The organism is Prevotella sp. (genome assembly GCF_036570325.1).
Lineage (GTDB): Bacteria > Bacteroidota > Bacteroidia > Bacteroidales > Bacteroidaceae > Prevotella.
On sequence record NZ_DATCYK010000020.1, the window covers coordinates 25,833 to 40,534 of the forward strand.

General features: G+C 50.0%; 13 protein-coding genes and 1 pseudogene. 4 read left to right on the plus strand and 10 right to left on the minus strand.

The genetic code is table 11. The features are described 5' to 3' along the window. Nucleotides 1-16: 16 nt before the first annotated feature. The 4 genes from aroQ to VIR50_RS01625 all read left to right on the plus strand — a co-directional run bounded on the left by aroQ (nucleotide 17) and on the right by VIR50_RS01625 (nucleotide 2,796). Nucleotides 17-448, plus strand: coding sequence for a type II 3-dehydroquinate dehydratase (aroQ, locus tag VIR50_RS01610; RefSeq protein ID WP_331933402.1), 432 nt, complete (start codon nucleotides 17-19; stop codon nucleotides 446-448). Further along, nucleotides 445-1,116, plus strand: a complete 672-nt coding sequence (locus VIR50_RS01615) for an O-methyltransferase (protein ID WP_331933403.1) — start codon at nucleotides 445-447, stop codon at nucleotides 1,114-1,116. Before aroQ ends, VIR50_RS01615 begins: the two co-directional genes overlap by 4 nt. 75 nt (nucleotides 1,117-1,191) lie before the next feature. Beyond that, nucleotides 1,192-1,527: a 30S ribosome-binding factor RbfA gene (gene rbfA / locus VIR50_RS01620; RefSeq protein WP_331933404.1), complete on the plus strand. Its 336-nt coding sequence runs from the start codon at nucleotides 1,192-1,194 to the stop codon at nucleotides 1,525-1,527. Nucleotides 1,528-1,569: 42 nt separating this feature from the next. Then, the gene (locus tag VIR50_RS01625; protein WP_331933405.1) at nucleotides 1,570-2,796 is read left to right on the plus strand and encodes an FtsX-like permease family protein; all 1,227 of its coding nucleotides are present in this window, start codon (nucleotides 1,570-1,572) and stop codon (nucleotides 2,794-2,796) included. Nucleotides 2,797-2,958: 162 nt separating this feature from the next. Here VIR50_RS01625 and murI read toward each other — a convergent pair whose 3' ends face one another. The 10 genes and pseudogenes from murI to pckA form a co-directional block, all read right to left on the minus strand. Next, nucleotides 2,959-3,795, minus strand: a complete 837-nt coding sequence (murI, locus tag VIR50_RS01630) for a glutamate racemase (RefSeq protein WP_331933406.1) — start codon at nucleotides 3,793-3,795, stop codon at nucleotides 2,959-2,961. Between the two features lie 41 nt (nucleotides 3,796-3,836). Beyond that, a complete protein-coding gene (locus VIR50_RS01635; protein ID WP_331933407.1) occupies nucleotides 3,837-4,391 on the minus strand; it encodes an OmpH family outer membrane protein in 555 nt (184 codons plus the stop codon). Nucleotides 4,392-4,495: 104 nt separating this feature from the next. Then, on the minus strand, nucleotides 4,496-4,990 hold the full coding sequence (locus VIR50_RS01640) for an OmpH family outer membrane protein (RefSeq protein ID WP_331933408.1): 495 nt from the start codon (nucleotides 4,988-4,990) through the stop codon (nucleotides 4,496-4,498). 57 nt (nucleotides 4,991-5,047) lie between these two features. Beyond that, a complete protein-coding gene (locus tag VIR50_RS01645) occupies nucleotides 5,048-5,560 on the minus strand; it encodes an OmpH family outer membrane protein (protein WP_331933409.1) in 513 nt (170 codons plus the stop codon). 83 nt (nucleotides 5,561-5,643) lie between these two features. After that, the gene (locus VIR50_RS12380) at nucleotides 5,644-6,819 is read right to left on the minus strand and encodes a BamA/TamA family outer membrane protein (RefSeq protein WP_414703513.1); all 1,176 of its coding nucleotides are present in this window, start codon (nucleotides 6,817-6,819) and stop codon (nucleotides 5,644-5,646) included. A 99-nt stretch (nucleotides 6,820-6,918) separates the two neighbouring features. Then, nucleotides 6,919-8,265 (minus strand): annotated as a pseudogene (locus tag VIR50_RS12385) (BamA/OMP85 family outer membrane protein); the annotation flags it as partial. Nucleotides 8,266-8,324: 59 nt separating this feature from the next. Next, the gene (locus VIR50_RS01655; protein WP_331933411.1) at nucleotides 8,325-9,095 is read right to left on the minus strand and encodes an isoprenyl transferase; all 771 of its coding nucleotides are present in this window, start codon (nucleotides 9,093-9,095) and stop codon (nucleotides 8,325-8,327) included. 27 nt (nucleotides 9,096-9,122) lie between these two features. After that, nucleotides 9,123-9,806, minus strand: coding sequence for a type IX secretion system protein PorG (locus tag VIR50_RS01660; protein WP_331933412.1), 684 nt, complete (start codon nucleotides 9,804-9,806; stop codon nucleotides 9,123-9,125). A gap of 9 nt (nucleotides 9,807-9,815) precedes the next feature. After that, nucleotides 9,816-11,237 (minus strand): DUF6242 domain-containing protein, encoded by a 1,422-nt coding sequence (locus VIR50_RS01665; RefSeq protein ID WP_331933413.1) that lies wholly within the window; start codon nucleotides 11,235-11,237, stop codon nucleotides 9,816-9,818. A 679-nt stretch (nucleotides 11,238-11,916) separates the two neighbouring features. Next, complete coding sequence (gene pckA / locus VIR50_RS01670) at nucleotides 11,917-13,530, minus strand: phosphoenolpyruvate carboxykinase (ATP) (protein WP_331933414.1); 1,614 nt, start codon at nucleotides 13,528-13,530, stop codon at nucleotides 11,917-11,919. Nucleotides 13,531-14,702 lie beyond the last annotated feature (1,172 nt).

Sequence of the window (14,702 nt, forward strand, 5' to 3'; positions counted from 1 at the left end):
AAGATAGGATAAAAAGATGAAAATACAAATCATTAACGGGCCCAACCTCAATCTGCTGGGCCTGCGAGAGCCCGGAATCTATGGCAGCGAGAGCTTCGAGAGCTATCTGCCCGGGCTGCGGGCCAAGTTTCCCGACGTGGAGATAAGCTATTATCAGAGCAACGTTGAGGGTGAGCTTATCAATAAGTTGCAGGAAGTGGGGTTCACGTTTGACGGCGTGGTGCTCAATGCCGGCGCCTACACCCACACGAGTATAGCCCTTCACGACTGCGTCAGGGCGCTGCGCTGTCCGGTGGTCGAGGTGCATATCAGCAATGTGCACGAGCGTGAGAGCTTTCGTCACCACTCCTATTTGTCGGCCGTTTGCAAGGGCGTTATCTGCGGATTCGGCCTTCAGGGCTACGACTTGGCCATAGAGGGACTGACGAGAAAGGGCACCGACCGATGACGACCGACCCATCACAGCCCCCGCTCGACGCCTACATTCGTGACCACAGCGACCCCGAGGGTGACTATCTGTACCGCCTTTATCGGGCCACCAACATCCATACCATCCACGGACGCATGGCCAGCGGCCATCTGCAGGGACGGCTGCTGAAGATGTTTGTGCAGATGGCAAGGCCCCGCAATATCCTCGAGGTGGGAACTTTCTCGGGCTATTCGGCCCTCTGCTTGGCCGAGGGACTCAAGGCCTTGGAAGCCGAGGAGCCTGATGTGGAGCGCCGGCTCTACACGTTCGAGGTAAACGATGAGATGGAAGACTTCACCCGTCCGTGGATAGAAGGGTCGGGACTGGCCGATAACATCAGCTTCATCATTGGCGACGCCAACGAGCTGGCGCCCCGGTTGGGCGTGATGTTCGACATGGCTTTCGTCGACGGCGATAAGCGTACCTACGTGGAAACCTACGAAATGGTGATGAGCCTGCTGCGCCCCGGCGGTTACATATTGGCCGACAACACGCTGTGGGACGGTCATGTGGTCGACCCGGCCTACGACCACGACCGGCAGACGCAGGGCATAAGGGCCTTTAACGACCACGTGGCGGCCGACGAAAGGGTGGAGAAAGTGATACTGCCCCTGCGCGACGGCCTGACCATCATCCGAAAAAAATAGGACGACCGTGGGCCGCAAGGCATGGCGTTTCAATATTATTGCTTAACTTTGCACCCACTATAACATTATTATATTATGCAAGAAACAAGACAAAATCGTATATCGCGCCTGCTGCAAAAGGAGCTGGCGACCATTTTTCAAGGTCAAACCCGCATGATGCACGGCGTCATGGTGAGCGTCACCCGGGTGAAAGTAAGTCCCGACCTCAGCATTTGCACCGCCTATCTGAGCATTTTCCCCAGCGATAAAGGTGAGGAGATACTCAAGAACATCATCGCCAACGAGAAGACCATACGCTACGATTTGGGCCAAAGAGTGCGCAATCAGTTGCGTATCATTCCTGAGTTGCGCTTCTTCATCGACGACAGTCTGGACTACATAGAGCGCATTGACGAGCTGCTGAAGAAGTAAACGGCGGGGCGACGACTTATCCTTTTCATTCAGAAAGAAGCGATGTATTTTCCTTTTTACATAGCGCGACGCTATCTGTTTTCCAAGAAAAAGACCAATGCCATCAACATTATCTCCGTCATTTCGGTGATAGGCGTGGCCGTGGCGACGATGGCTTTGGTCATCGTATTGAGCGTTTTCAACGGATTTCATGACTTGGTGGCCTCGTTCTTCACGAATTTCGACCCACAACTGAAGGTGGTTCCCGTTACGGGAAAGACCGCCCCGGCCGATGACCCGCTGCTGACGAAGATACGACAGTTGCCTCAAGTGGCCGTGGCCACGGAGTGTGTGGAGGATCAGGCCTTGGCCATGTATCATGACAAGCAGGCCATGGTGACGGTGAAAGGCGTGGACGACAACTTCGACTCGCTCACCCATATCACCGAAATCCTTTATGGCGAAGGCGAGTTCTCATTGCATGCGGCCAATCTGCAATATGGTATTCCCGGCATAAGGCTGGCCGCTGCGCTGGGCACCTCGGCCAGCTTTGGCGACTATCTGCGCATTTACGCGCCCCAGCGTGAGGGCCAGTACGACGTGATGAGCCCGCAAGAGGGCTTCGTGGTCGACTCGGTGCTGTCGCCGGGGGTGGTGTTCGCGGTGAACCAAAGCAAGTACGACCGCAATTACATCATCACTTCGGTTAGCTTCGCACGCCTGCTCTTCGGTGAGGATGGCAGGTTGTCGTCGCTCGAACTGCGACTGAAAGACGGCAGCGACTTTGAAGCCGTGAAGCGAGAGATGCAGAAGATAGCGGGCGAAAAGTACCGGGTGTTGGACCGTTTTGAGCAACAAGCCGACACGTTCAAGATAATGCAGATAGAAAAGATGATGGCTTACATCTTCCTTACGTTCATCTTGGTGGTGGCTTGCTTCAATATCATAGGCTCACTCTCCATGCTTATCATCGATAAGAAGAAGGATGTGGCCACGCTGCGCAGCTTGGGTGCCGACGATAAGCAGATAACGAGGATATTCTTGTTGGAGGGTCGTATGATCTCGGCGCTGGGCGCGGTCATCGGCATAGGGCTCGGACTGCTCTTGTGCTGGCTCCAGCAGACTTACGGATTGGTGAAAATGGGTGAGCGCAGTGGCAGTTTTGTGATCAATTCCTACCCCGTGAGCGTGCATTATGTGGATGTGTTGCTCGTATTCCTCACGGTAATGGCCGTAGGATGGATAGCCGTTTGGTATCCGGTGCGCTATTTCACGAGAGAAAACAAATAGCCACGGGGATAGCGGCTTGTAAGAAACGATATTCGGGCTTGGGCCCTTTCCTTGAATTAAAGGATAAATTCGGGTAGGCCGAAAATAAAAGAAAGTCATGTTTTTCCGATTGGGAAAGCATGACTTTTTTAGTATTCGGGTGATGATGTTGCCGTGTTTGGCTTATTCCAAGTCGACATGGCTGACGCTGACTTTCTCCTTGAGGAAGATTTGGGCGCTCTCCTTGAACTTGTCGGGGTTCTCCGTCGTGAAGTATTGACAAGTGCCTCCGGTGGTCAGTTTTTTGCGAAGGGCTGTGTGGCGGTCGAGGTATTGGGCCAAGCTATGGGCCACATATTCGCCTTGGGCGATGATTTTAACGCCGGGATTGACATATTTCAGGATCTTCGGCATGAGGATGGGATAGTGGGTGCAGCCCAAGATGATGGCGTCGATGGCGGGGTCTTGGCGCATGAGCTCGTCAATGCGCTTCTTCACGAAGTAATCGGCGCCGGGGCTGTCGGCCTCGTTGTATTCCACTAACGGCACCCAAAAGGGGCATGCCACGCCGCTGATCGCTATGTCGGGAAAAAACTTTTGTATCTCAATGTCGTAGCTGTGGCTGCGCACGGTGCCCTCGGTGGCCAGTAATCCCACGTGGCGTGAGTGGGTGAGCGACCCAATGACTTCGGCCGTGGGACGGATAACGCCCAGCACGCGGCGGTCAGAGTCCCACAAGGGAAGGTCGCGCTGCTGAATGGTGCGCAAGGCTTTGGCCGAGGCGGTGTTGCATCCCAAGATGACCAATTGGCAGCCCATGCTGAATAGTTTGAGTACGGCCTGCCGTGTGAATTGGTAAACGACGTCGAAAGAGCGGGTTCCGTAGGGCGCACGAGCATTGTCGCCCAAGTACATGAAGTCGTATTGGGGCAGCAATTGGCGTATGCCGTGAAGGATGGTCAGGCCACCATAACCCGAGTCGAAGACGCCAATGGGTCCCGGGGCATTGGATAACATCATTGTGAAAAACGGTTTTCGGGAGGGTTGAGGCTCCCCATGGACTATTGCAACGCTGCTTTTACGGCCTCTGTAATGTCTTGGCCCACGGTGCTGTCGACGTAGGGCAGGCTGTCGCCGTCGAGGTTGAGAATGAAGGCAAGGCCTTTGCTCTGACCGATTTTGGCGGCGGCGAGTTTTACTTTCAGCTTCAATGGGGCGAGAGCTTCTTTCTCTGCCTTCTTCAAAAGCTCTTGTGCTTCCTTCTTGAAAGCGGCGTTCTTTTCGATCAGCTCTTGCAGTTCGGCCTGACGTTTCTTCAGGATGGAAGGCGCGAAGTTGCGCTGTCCGTCGAGGAAGTCTTCGTATTTTTTGTTGAATTCGTCCTCCACGCGTTTCATCTCTGCGTCGTACTTGGCACGAAGGTCGGCCATGTTGCGTTGTATCAGACTGTAGTCGGCCGATGATTTCATGGCTTCCTCATAGCTGAAATAGCCAAACTTCAAGGCGCCGGCGGCTGCTTGGGTGGTTGTGGTTTCGCGTGGCTGCGACTCGGTTGTCTGTGCCGATGCGGTCAGTGATAACAATGTGACTGCCGCGAAAAGGAAAAACTTCTTCATGCTGATATGGGATTGGATTGTTTCAAAATAGCAGGAACCGGACCAAAGCCGATTCCTGCGTGTAGGGATTCACTTCCTAAACTGTGGAAGTGATAGTCGTTTGATTACTTCATCTTGGCGAGCTGAGCCTTTACATCGGCGGTAACGTCTTTCACGGCGTCGCCCATGTAGAGTGCGGAGCCCTCTTCGAGGATGTAGGTATAGGCACCAGCCTTGCCCACTGCGCTGATGGCATTGCGTACTTTGGTAACGATGGGCTCCATCAACTCGTTAGACTTCTTTTGCAAAGCCTGCTGGTTGTCTTGGAAGGTCTGCTGTATCTTCTGATACATGGTCTGCAATTCGGTCTCGGTTTCCTGCTGCTTGGTAGCGTTCATGGTAGCCTTGGTCTTATCGTATTCCTGTGATTTGCGGGTCAGCTCATCCTGCATGGCCTTCAAGTCGTTCTCATACTTCTTCTGCTCTGCTGCCAATTCGCCGTTAGCCTTGGCCAGTTCAGGCATGGCTTGCATGATAGCTTGCGTGTTTACTCTACCGAATTTCTGCGCAAACATAGCCATTGGCGCAAGAAGCATCAACATTAAAAATAGTTTTTTCATTGTTCTAAGTTTTTTTATTGTTATTATTTTGTTAATTCATTGTTGGGGGATGGCTCCTTATCTGCCGTAACCTAACTTCTCGAGTACTTCGTTGCTGATGTCGATTTTAGGACTTCCGAAGATGATGGCGGTGTCGCTCGCACGGTCGAGCACAAGGCTGTAGCCACGGAGAAGGGATATTTCTTTCACGACATTGTAGATGTCTTCTTGGATGGGAGCGATGAGGCTCTCGCGTTTTTTGAACAGTTCGCCCTCGGGACCGAAGTACTTCTTGCGAAGCTCGGCGGCCTCTTTCTCCTTGTTCATGATAGCTTCCTGACGGCTTTTCTTCTGTTCGTTCGATAAGAAAGCGGCCTCGTTCTGATAGTTTTTATACAAGGTCGCGGCCTCGTTGTTGAGGGCTTCCACCTCGGCCTGCCACTTTTTGCTGGTTTGGTTTATCTGTTCATTGGCCCGTTCCCATGCGGGAATGTTCTTCATGATGTACTCCATGTCGAGCAAAGCAAACTTTTGGGCCGATGCGGTGAGCGTGGCGATGAGCATGAAGCTCATAAGGATTATCTTCTTCATTGTACAGTTCCTTTCTTTTTAAATACAATTAGTTAGACTGTTATCAAAGGGTGGAAGTTAACTGCTTTTGATTTTTTTAGCAATTAGAACTCCTGTCCGAGGATGAAATGGAATTGGCTGCCGCCTTTTTTGCCATTGACATTGTCCTTGTCGAAACCGTATGCCCAGTCGATACCCATCAAACCAACCATCGGGAGATAGATTCTCACGCCGAGACCGGCCGAACGCTTCATGTCGAAGGGATTGAAATCGCGGGTGTTGTACCAAGCGTTACCGGCTTCGAGGAAGCCAAGTCCGTAGATGGTAGTGTTGCCGAGCATGAACGGATAGCGTAATTCGAGGGAGAAACGGTCGTAAGCATAGGCGTTGTAAGCGATGGATCCGTTCTCATAACCACGCAGGGCCACCGTTTCTTCGGCGTAGCCTGATGAGTATCCGGTCATACCGTCACCACCCATGTAGTAGGTTTCAAACGGGCTCTTCTTGTACTTGTTGTAGCTACCGAGCAAGCCAAGCTCCACTCGGGTCATCAGTACGAAGCACTTTTGGCCGTTGGTCAGGGCTGTGTAAGTCTTGGCCTTGAACTTCCATTTGTTATATTCTATCCAGCGATATTTCTCTTGTTGCTCCTTGGCAAAGGTGGGAGAATTGCTATTGTTGGCCAAGTTCTTATAGTCCTTATGGTCCCAAGCACTCCATGGCGGGGTAAGGGTTACGCTAGCGGAGAACTCAGATCCGCGACGTGGGAAGAGCTGGTTGTCGGTGGAAGTACGGTTGACCGAGATACTGAGGTTAAGGTTGTTGGCCGTTCCGGTACGCATGAGGAACGATCCTCGCCAGTTTTTCAGTATGTAACGCTGGTATGACAACTGCATGGAGAGTGTGAAGTAATCATCCGGCCAACGCAGACGCTTACCCCAACCGAGGTTCAAGCCGTAGAGCTTAATGTAAGTATCGGGGTCGTAGTAGTTCTCATAGTTGTTGTAACCATAGGAACCTGAACCATAATAATAGTTGTTGTAATAGTTCATCATAGAGGCGTTGTTGAAGTAAGTGCTCGAAATGTCGGTCTGCTTACTGAAGTATGCACCCACGCTGAACTGTATAGGACGCTTGCCACCGAACCAGTTTGTGGAGTAGCTTGCGTTGTAACTCTGGTAATAGCTGCCGTTGGTTTGGGCGCCAATGCTCAAAACTTCGCCATCACCGATGGGCATAATGCCGCGATGTTCCTTATTCTTGTTGAAGAGGTTGGCCATGGAGAAGTTGTTCAACTTCAATCCTACACGGCCGATGACACCCGTCTGACCCCATCCGAGTGAGAATTCTATTTGGTCATTGCTCTTCTGTTTGAGGTTATAATTGATGTCCACGGTTCCGTTTTCGTAATCGGGCTTGACATCAGGTGTCATTTCCTCGGGGTCGAAATGGCCCATGGAGGCAAGCTCACGCAAAGAACGGGTGAGGGCTTCTTTCGAGAAGAGGTCGCCCGGTTTGGTGCGAAGCTCACGCCGAACTACGTTTTCGTAGAGGCGGTCGTTACCATTGATGCGCACATGACTTAGGTGAGCTTGTGGTCCTTCGACCACTCTCATTTCCAAATCGATGGAGTCTCCGTCGATGTTTACCTCGGTAGGAGTAATGCTGGAGAACACATATCCGTTGTTATAGTAAAGGTTTCCGGCCGCGTCCTCATCCTCTTGGAGGCGTTTCTTCATGAGTTTCTGATTGTAGACATCACCTTTCTTCATGCCCAAAACGGCTGCCAAATAGTCCGTGTTGTACACGGTGTTGCCCACCCAAGTCATCTTACGGAGGAAATATTTGCGACCTTCGTTGACTTTGAGATATATGTTGACGTGCTTGGGGTCGTTGTTCCACACGCTGTCCTCTAAGATGACGGCGTCACGGTAGCCCAATTCGTTATACTTGTCAATGAGGTTTTTCTTGTCAGTTTCCCAGCGTTCAGGGGTAAACTTCTTGGCTTTGAGGAAAGAACTCAACTTTCCTGACTCGTGAATCTTGGCAAAGGCACCCTTTGTGAACAAGCCACCTTTGATTCTGCTGTCCTTTAATGAGTTATTGCCTTCGATGAAAATGTTGCGCACTTTCATCTTTTCCTTCTTGTCGACATTGACGTCCAAGATGACATGATTCTTGCTTGAGAGGTCGTCGCGCTGCACAATTTCTATGTCAGCGTTCTTGAATCCCTTGTCGTCAAAGTATTTCTTGGCCAATATCTTGGCACGGTCAATCATGTTGGGAGTAATCTGTGAGCCCATCAGAAGGCCGAGTTTTTTCTCCATATCCTCACGTTCGCTTTTCTTCAAGCCCCTATAGTTGATGGCCGAAACGCGGGGACGTCCTTTCAAATGAATATGCAGATAAATCTTGTTGCCAATGATGGAGTCGGCACCGATAGATACTTCGGAGAACAATCCGTATTTCCAATAGCGTCGCACGGCGTCGGTGATTTCTCTTCCGGGCACCGTGATTTCCCCGCCGATGACGAGTCCGGAGATACCGGCTAACTGCGTATTCTCGTATCCCTCAATACCATCGACATTGAGGCCGGCTATAACGCATGTGCGTGGTGTCCCGGCGTAGGATATGTCGGGAAAAACGATCTTGTCCTGTGCTTTGGTTCCCAAGGCCAACGTCAGCATGGCGGCAAGGGAAAACAACACCTTATTATATATATACATATTCGTTATAAGTATTTTCTAATCATTATGGAGGGTCCGTTACTTACGAGTGGACCCCTTTATTTTGACTCCTCTTCCACCTGAGCCTCCGTTTTGCCGAAGCGGCGCTGGCGGTTTTGATAGCTCTCGATGGCCTTGTGGAGGTCGGCTTCGTTGAAGTCGGGCCAATAGGTATCGCAGAAATAGAGCTCGGAATAGGCGATTTGCCACAGCAGATAGTTGCTGATACGAAGCTCACCGCCCGTCCGGATAAGCAAATCGGGGTCGGGCATGAAGCTCGTCTGCATGTGTTTGCTGATGAGGTCTTCGGTAATGTCGGCCGTTGTCAATGGTCCATGCGACGGTTGTTCGGCTTGATTCTCGTGCTCATTGATAATATCTTTCACGGCCTGTGTTATCTCCCAGCGGGCACTGTAGCTAAGTGCCACCACCATGGTCATGGCAGAGTTGGCCGCCGTATGCTCCTCCGTTTCGCGCAGTTTCTGCTGGACGGCCTCGGGTAAGCGCTGTCTGTCGCCGATAACACGGAAGCGTACATTGTTCTTCATGAAGATTTCATCCTCAAGAGAGCTGAGAACCAATCCCATCAAGGCACTGATCTCATCGGCGGGACGGCTCCAATTTTCGGTGGAAAAGGTATAGAGCGTCAGGTATTTCACACCCAATCGCACACATTCCGAGGTGATGCGACGCACTGTATCCACGCCGGCCTGATGGCCATAAGAGCGTGGTTGATGGCGCTCTGTGGCCCAACGGCCGTTGCCATCCATGATCATGGCGATGTGCTGTGGCACTCTTTCCATGTCAAAGTTGTAGTTGGGTTCTGCCATGTCTGTATGATGCTCTAATTCTTTGTATTAAAAATCTTTGTTACAGTTGGCGCATTTGGGCGCGAAACTGTAGGTTAGGGTCAGTTGTATGACCGAATAGGCGTCCGTATTCTTGAAAACGCCTTGGCTTTTCACGTGGTACGGGTCTTTCACTCCATCGAGCTTGTCGCTCATCGTGAGGTGAACCGCCCACTCGAAACCGAGGTTCAATCGTGGCGCGACCTTGTATTTAATGCCCAATCCCAAAGGAATATTGGGTGTAAGGACACTCTTTTCATCGGCGTCAACGTAGGTTATGCCCACTCCTGCCAGTAAATAAGGCGTCAGAGGTTTGGCTCCCCGATAGTCGTGACCGGTGCCATAGGGCCATAGGTTGTACTCGTAGGCCAGTCCGACGTCCATCAGCTTGTGGCTGAAGTGGTAGGGATGGGCCGCATAGTCGGGGAAAATGGTGGCCGTGTTATCGGAATTTCCTTTTATCCCTCCCATGGTAGCGGCCAGCCTAACGTCCATTGACGGATTGATAACCCTGCGCAGCTGCAGGGTGGCGGCGGGCCGGAAGTCGCGGGTTATATTACCGTTGAAATCGCCGAGATAGCCAGTGAGTCCTATTCCGGCTCCTGTTTCCCAGCGATATTCATCGTCGAGCTGCGCATGACTCTGCATGGCAGTGACCATGAGCACGAATGCCAGCATGACTCTCGACGTCATTCGGAAATGTTATTTCTCAAACTTGGTTTGTTCCGTAGCCCATCCTTTGCCGTCGTGGCGCCCTCTCCAAATCTGTCCGCTGTTGCCGCAGACAATCCAAATGAAGTTTTGGCGGTCCACCGTCATGGCGAAGTCGGTCTCGCTACTCTTGAAAGCGGTGGGCAAAGTCATGACAGAATCCACTTTCCATGTGATTCCCTTGTCTTGGCTTCGGTAGATTCCACCAAATGCTTTCTCGTTCTTTTCGCCCATGCCTTTGCCTCCCAAGGCTATCATGTCGTTGCCGTAGCCAGCTATTTGGAGGTTGGTCAGGCGAGGGGCCTTGTATTTGTTATCGCTTGCGGGGGGATAGTAGCTCCACGGCTCGGCTTTGGCTTCCTCGCTGTTGTCTTCCACTTTGCCCCATACTTGAGCGTTGTTATCTGTTGGGTAGTTGTTGTCGCGGTTGCCGATGAGCACCAAGTAATTGGTGTTGGCATTGGTCTTGAGGGGCAGCGTCACGAAGTTGATGTTCTGTGAAGGCAGGAGCGCCGCGTCGTCATCCATGGTTTCCTTGGTCCACTTGCTGCCGTCAGCCGAGCGCATGAGCGTATTGTCAGCCGTTAGGCCGTAGATGTTAGCGCCCGAAGCGCCGAGAAGTTTCGTGAGATTAGGCGCCGCAGCAACTTCGTCCCATCGGCTTCCGTCGGTCGAGGAGTAGAGTTTGCCGCCGTTGAGCAGGTAAAGTCGGCCTGCCGCAGCCACCACGTTAGCCGCCGCATGGGCGTCGAGGGCGATGTTGGGAGCCAAAGCCTTCCAGCCGTTGATGTCGCTTTGGGCTGTGGCATACACCTTGGTCTGCCCGTCTTTCAGGCCGAAGAGAACCATGTTGTCGCCACATGGCAAGAGCTTCATGCCGGTAAGGGCGCCCAACTCGTCATTGGTGGCGGTAGTGGCGTTCCATCCGAAATGGTCAGCCTCCTGCTTGTGCATGTTTACCTTGACCGTATAAGTCGTTTTGACGGCACCCGTATTGTTGTAAACAATGAAGGTCCGTGGCTCAGAAAAATCGATGGAGTCTTGCGTGGAGTAAGCGTAGACGTTCTCGCTCTTGTTATCTTTCAGGGTGATAACGCCTCCGTTCTTGGCGTAACAAGTCGTTACGACGTGCTTGATGTCGAGACCTGCGGGCAAGGAGTCGGGGTTGTAAATCAGATGATTGGCCTGATCAATGTAAAAAGCGTATGCGCTACAGTTCACCGAGGTCTTGGTGATGGTCTTCTTTCCGTCCTTGCCGGTGGTGGTTACATATTTGTTCAGCGTTCCGATTTGGAAACCGGTGATGGCCGAATCATAATAGGTAGTTGGTTCTTCCTCGTTATTGCCCAAGCATGATGAAAGCAAAATGCCGGCTGTCAGCAATAATGTGAAGGATAAAAACTTCCTCTTCATTCCTCTTATTTTATTCGTTTTTGCGTGCAAATTTAATCAGAAAAACGCAAATAGGGGAATTTTTGTCTCCATTATTATGTAAAATAAGGAATATAGTTGGTTTTTTAAGTTTGTTTTAGTTTTTGTTCTTAGCGGGTTGAAAACGAGCGATTTGTGGCTCTTTTGTCATGTTATAAAATAAGACCGGTGCGATCACTCGTGCCGGCCTTAATTGATTTAATCTACTTGAATGTTGGGCAGAAAGGGCCGTTGAAGGCTCTTTTGTCGTTAGCTCTATAACGTTACCAACATATCATTTGTGTCAAAATCTAATAACATAATCTTTACCTTAAATGTTTATCAAAACTACTAACCTAATGAAAAAACAATAAAGTATTCTCGCGAATACATTGCAAATGTACTAATTGTGCACGAACACGCCAAACTTTTCAATCCATTTTTCAGTAGTTTTAATAAGTTTTTTAATCCTTTCGTATCTTATAATAATGATTTCGATTGATTATTTGTGACTTTCGGATTGATTTTAAACGTGTTTCGTATGGTTGTTTTGGTAAATATTGTGAATCATCGGGCTTTCTTTTTGTAGGATACAAAAATCCCGCTCTCCGATGGGGAGAGCGGGATGGGTTATCTCGCGGTCGCTGCCGGTCGGACGGCGACTCGAAGAATCATTGTCAGCTTAGAGCTGGGGACCTGCTGCTACGAGTGCCTTACCGGCTTCGTTGCCTTCGTACTTCTTGAAGTTCTTGATGAAGCGGGCTGCCAAGTCCTTAGCCTTTTCTTCCCACTGTGCTGCGTCAGCGTAAGTGTCGCGTGGGTCGAGGATGTTAGTGTCAACGCCTTCCAACTGTGTAGGAACTACGAAGTTGAAGAAAGGAATGGTCTTGGTGGGAGCTTCGTTGATGGCACCGCTCAGGATTCCGTCGATGATACCACGTGTATCACGGATAGAAATACGCTTGCCGGTTCCGTTCCAGCCGGTGTTTACCAAGTAAGCCTTGGCACCGTTCTTCTCCATCTTCTTAACCAATTCCTCAGCATACTTTGTTGGGTGGAGCTCAAGGAATGCTTGGCCGAAGCAAGCAGAGAAGGTTGGAGTAGGCTCAGTGATACCGCGCTCTGTTCCGGCGAGCTTAGCTGTGAAGCCGGAGAGGAAGTAGTACTTGGTCTGCTCTGCGTCGAGGATAGATACGGGAGGCAATACACCGAACGCGTCAGCCGACAAGAAGATTACCTGCTTTGCTGCGGGACCTGCTGAGATAGGCTTAACGATGTTGGTGATGTGGTCGATTGGGTAAGAAACACGAGTGTTCTCGGTTGTGCTACCATCGGTAAAGTCGATCTTACCGTCCTCTGCCACTGTTACGTTCTCCAAGAGAGCGTCGCGACGGATGGCGCCATAAATATCGGGCTCAGACTCTTTGTCGAGGTTGATAACCTTAGCGTAGCAACCACCTTCAAAGTTGAAGACGCCGTTGTCGTCCCATCCGTGCTCGTCGTCACCGATGAGCAAACGCTTCGGGTCGGTAGAAAGAGTAGTCTTACCAGTACCTGACAGACCGAAGAAGATGGCGGTGTTCTCGCCGTTCATGTCGGTGTTGGCAGAGCAGTGCATAGAAGCGATACCCTTCAAAGGCAAGTAGTAGTTCATCATAGAGAACATACCCTTCTTCATTTCACCACCGTACCATGTGTTAAGGATAACTTGTTCCTTGCTGGTTACGTTGAATACAACGGCTGTTTCAGAGTTCAAACCGAGTTCCTTGTAGTTTTCAACCTTTGCCTTAGAGGCGTTGTAAACGATGAAGTCGGGCTCCTGATCGAGTTCTTCCTGATTTACGGGGCGGATGAACATGTTAGTTACGAAGTGAGCCTGCCATGCTACCTCCATGATGAAGCGAACCTTCATGCGGGTATCCTTGTTGGCGCCGCAGAAACCGTCAACTACGAAGAGGCGCTTGTTAGAAAGCTCTTTCTTAGCCAATGCGTTAACAACGTCCCAAGTTTCCTTGCTGGCCTTCTTGTTGTCGTTCTTATATTCGTCAGAAGTCCACCATACTGTGTCGTGAGAGTTCTCGTCGTCAACGATGAACTTGTCCTTAGGAGAACGACCGGTGTACACACCAGTCATCACGTTAACGGCGCCAAGCTCAGTAACCTGACCCTTTTCAAAACCTTCAAGACCTTCTTTAGTCTCTTCTTCGAACAAAACTTCGTAAGAAGGATTGTAGACTACTTCTGTAGTACCTGTGATACCGTACTTTTCGAGTACTGCTTTGTCAAACTTTGCCATTCTATAAATGTATTTAAGTTGTGAAAAATTAAGTTCTTTGGATTTATCCTTTATAGGCCATGGGCTGACGCTTCGTGGCCTTGTTTGAGTTTTACCGTCCGCAAAGTTACGGAAAATCAAAACAACAAACAACTTTCATTCTACAAAAAAACCGTATATAATAAAGTATTTAGGTTAAAGAATTAAAATTCCATAGCTTATTTCTGCCTTTTGTCATTCCGAGTTTGCATTTGGCCGTTTTGCCCATGTCGGGGCGCAGGGAGGCCGCGGCTTGGGAGCGAGGGTGGCGTGGTGGTCGTGTCGAAAAACTGATAGGACGGTGGCGAAATTCTTTCATGGCCGCGGCGGCAAGTCGGGGTGATGATGGTTGTAAATAATTATGGCAATGGCGAAATATGATAATCGCGATTGCGAAAAACTTTTACACGGGGCTTGAAAATAAGCCCTCTTTTCGCCGTCGGCCGTCTTTTGATTGTAAATATTCAATATTTTAGAGGTTTTGTATCTTGTTGATAAACAGTTGTTTATGTCTGATCGTGGTAAAATGCCGTTCTCCCCATGCTTCCAAAAGCCTGCTTTGGTCGGCCGATAGTGGGCCTTTGACTTCTTACCATCGTTTTTCTCGTTCTGTTGAAGCGGGTTTTTGGTTGCTCCAAAGAGCTGTTTTGGCCATTGTTTACTCCTATTTTTAGCGTGTGGAAGCCCTCGAGGCAGACTTTGAAAAGCAAGAACCGGCCTTTTTGTTTTCTGTTTGTGACCCTCCCGAAGTGTTAAAAATCACTCCTTATTTTTGACAAAAAAGTGGGGCATAACCTTTCTTCCCACTTTTGATACGTCATGAAAACCGCCTCGTTTCTCGTCCGTGCGTCAGTCGGCGCAAGGCTGTCGGTTGGGCCGTCGGCAGGCTATGATTTCCTGCTTGCCGAGGCGTGTGGGTGATAGGGCCCTGCTTCTGTTTTTTTAACGCTTCGTGTTTATTTTCGTAAGTCTTGGCTTTTAAAACGTTGATGTTTTTCTTTTATTAAATAATAAATAGGTGGGACAAATGCTTTCGGTTAAAAATAAACCTGCTTTTATTGGGAAAATATTTGCAAAAATTAAACCTATTCGTTAATAACAGTTAATAAGTAAGGTCGTAGGCCTATAAAGTTTGCATATTCGGGCTACAATAT

Bases quoted from the DNA above. Each gene is read 5' to 3' on its own strand.
- pckA (WP_331933414.1), bottom strand. From the start codon at position 13,530: ATGGCAAAGTTTGACAAAGCAGTACTCGAAAAGTACGGTATCACAGGT.
- VIR50_RS01635 (WP_331933407.1), bottom strand. From the start codon at position 4,391: ATGAAGAAGTTTTTCCTTTTCGCGGCAGTCACATTGTTATCACTGACC.
- VIR50_RS01640 (WP_331933408.1), bottom strand. From the start codon at position 4,990: ATGAAAAAACTATTTTTAATGTTGATGCTTCTTGCGCCAATGGCTATG.
- murI (WP_331933406.1), bottom strand. From the start codon at position 3,795: ATGATGTTATCCAATGCCCCGGGACCCATTGGCGTCTTCGACTCGGGT.
- aroQ (WP_331933402.1), top strand. From the start codon at position 17: ATGAAAATACAAATCATTAACGGGCCCAACCTCAATCTGCTGGGCCTG.
- VIR50_RS01615 (WP_331933403.1), top strand. From the start codon at position 445: ATGACGACCGACCCATCACAGCCCCCGCTCGACGCCTACATTCGTGAC.
- rbfA (WP_331933404.1), top strand. From the start codon at position 1,192: ATGCAAGAAACAAGACAAAATCGTATATCGCGCCTGCTGCAAAAGGAG.
- VIR50_RS01645 (WP_331933409.1), bottom strand. From the start codon at position 5,560: ATGAAGAAGATAATCCTTATGAGCTTCATGCTCATCGCCACGCTCACC.
- VIR50_RS01660 (WP_331933412.1), bottom strand. From the start codon at position 9,806: ATGACGTCGAGAGTCATGCTGGCATTCGTGCTCATGGTCACTGCCATG.
- VIR50_RS01655 (WP_331933411.1), bottom strand. From the start codon at position 9,095: ATGGCAGAACCCAACTACAACTTTGACATGGAAAGAGTGCCACAGCAC.
- VIR50_RS01665 (WP_331933413.1), bottom strand. From the start codon at position 11,237: ATGAAGAGGAAGTTTTTATCCTTCACATTATTGCTGACAGCCGGCATT.
- VIR50_RS12380 (WP_414703513.1), bottom strand. From the start codon at position 6,819: ATGGCCAACCTCTTCAACAAGAATAAGGAACATCGCGGCATTATGCCC.
- VIR50_RS01625 (WP_331933405.1), top strand. From the start codon at position 1,570: ATGTATTTTCCTTTTTACATAGCGCGACGCTATCTGTTTTCCAAGAAA.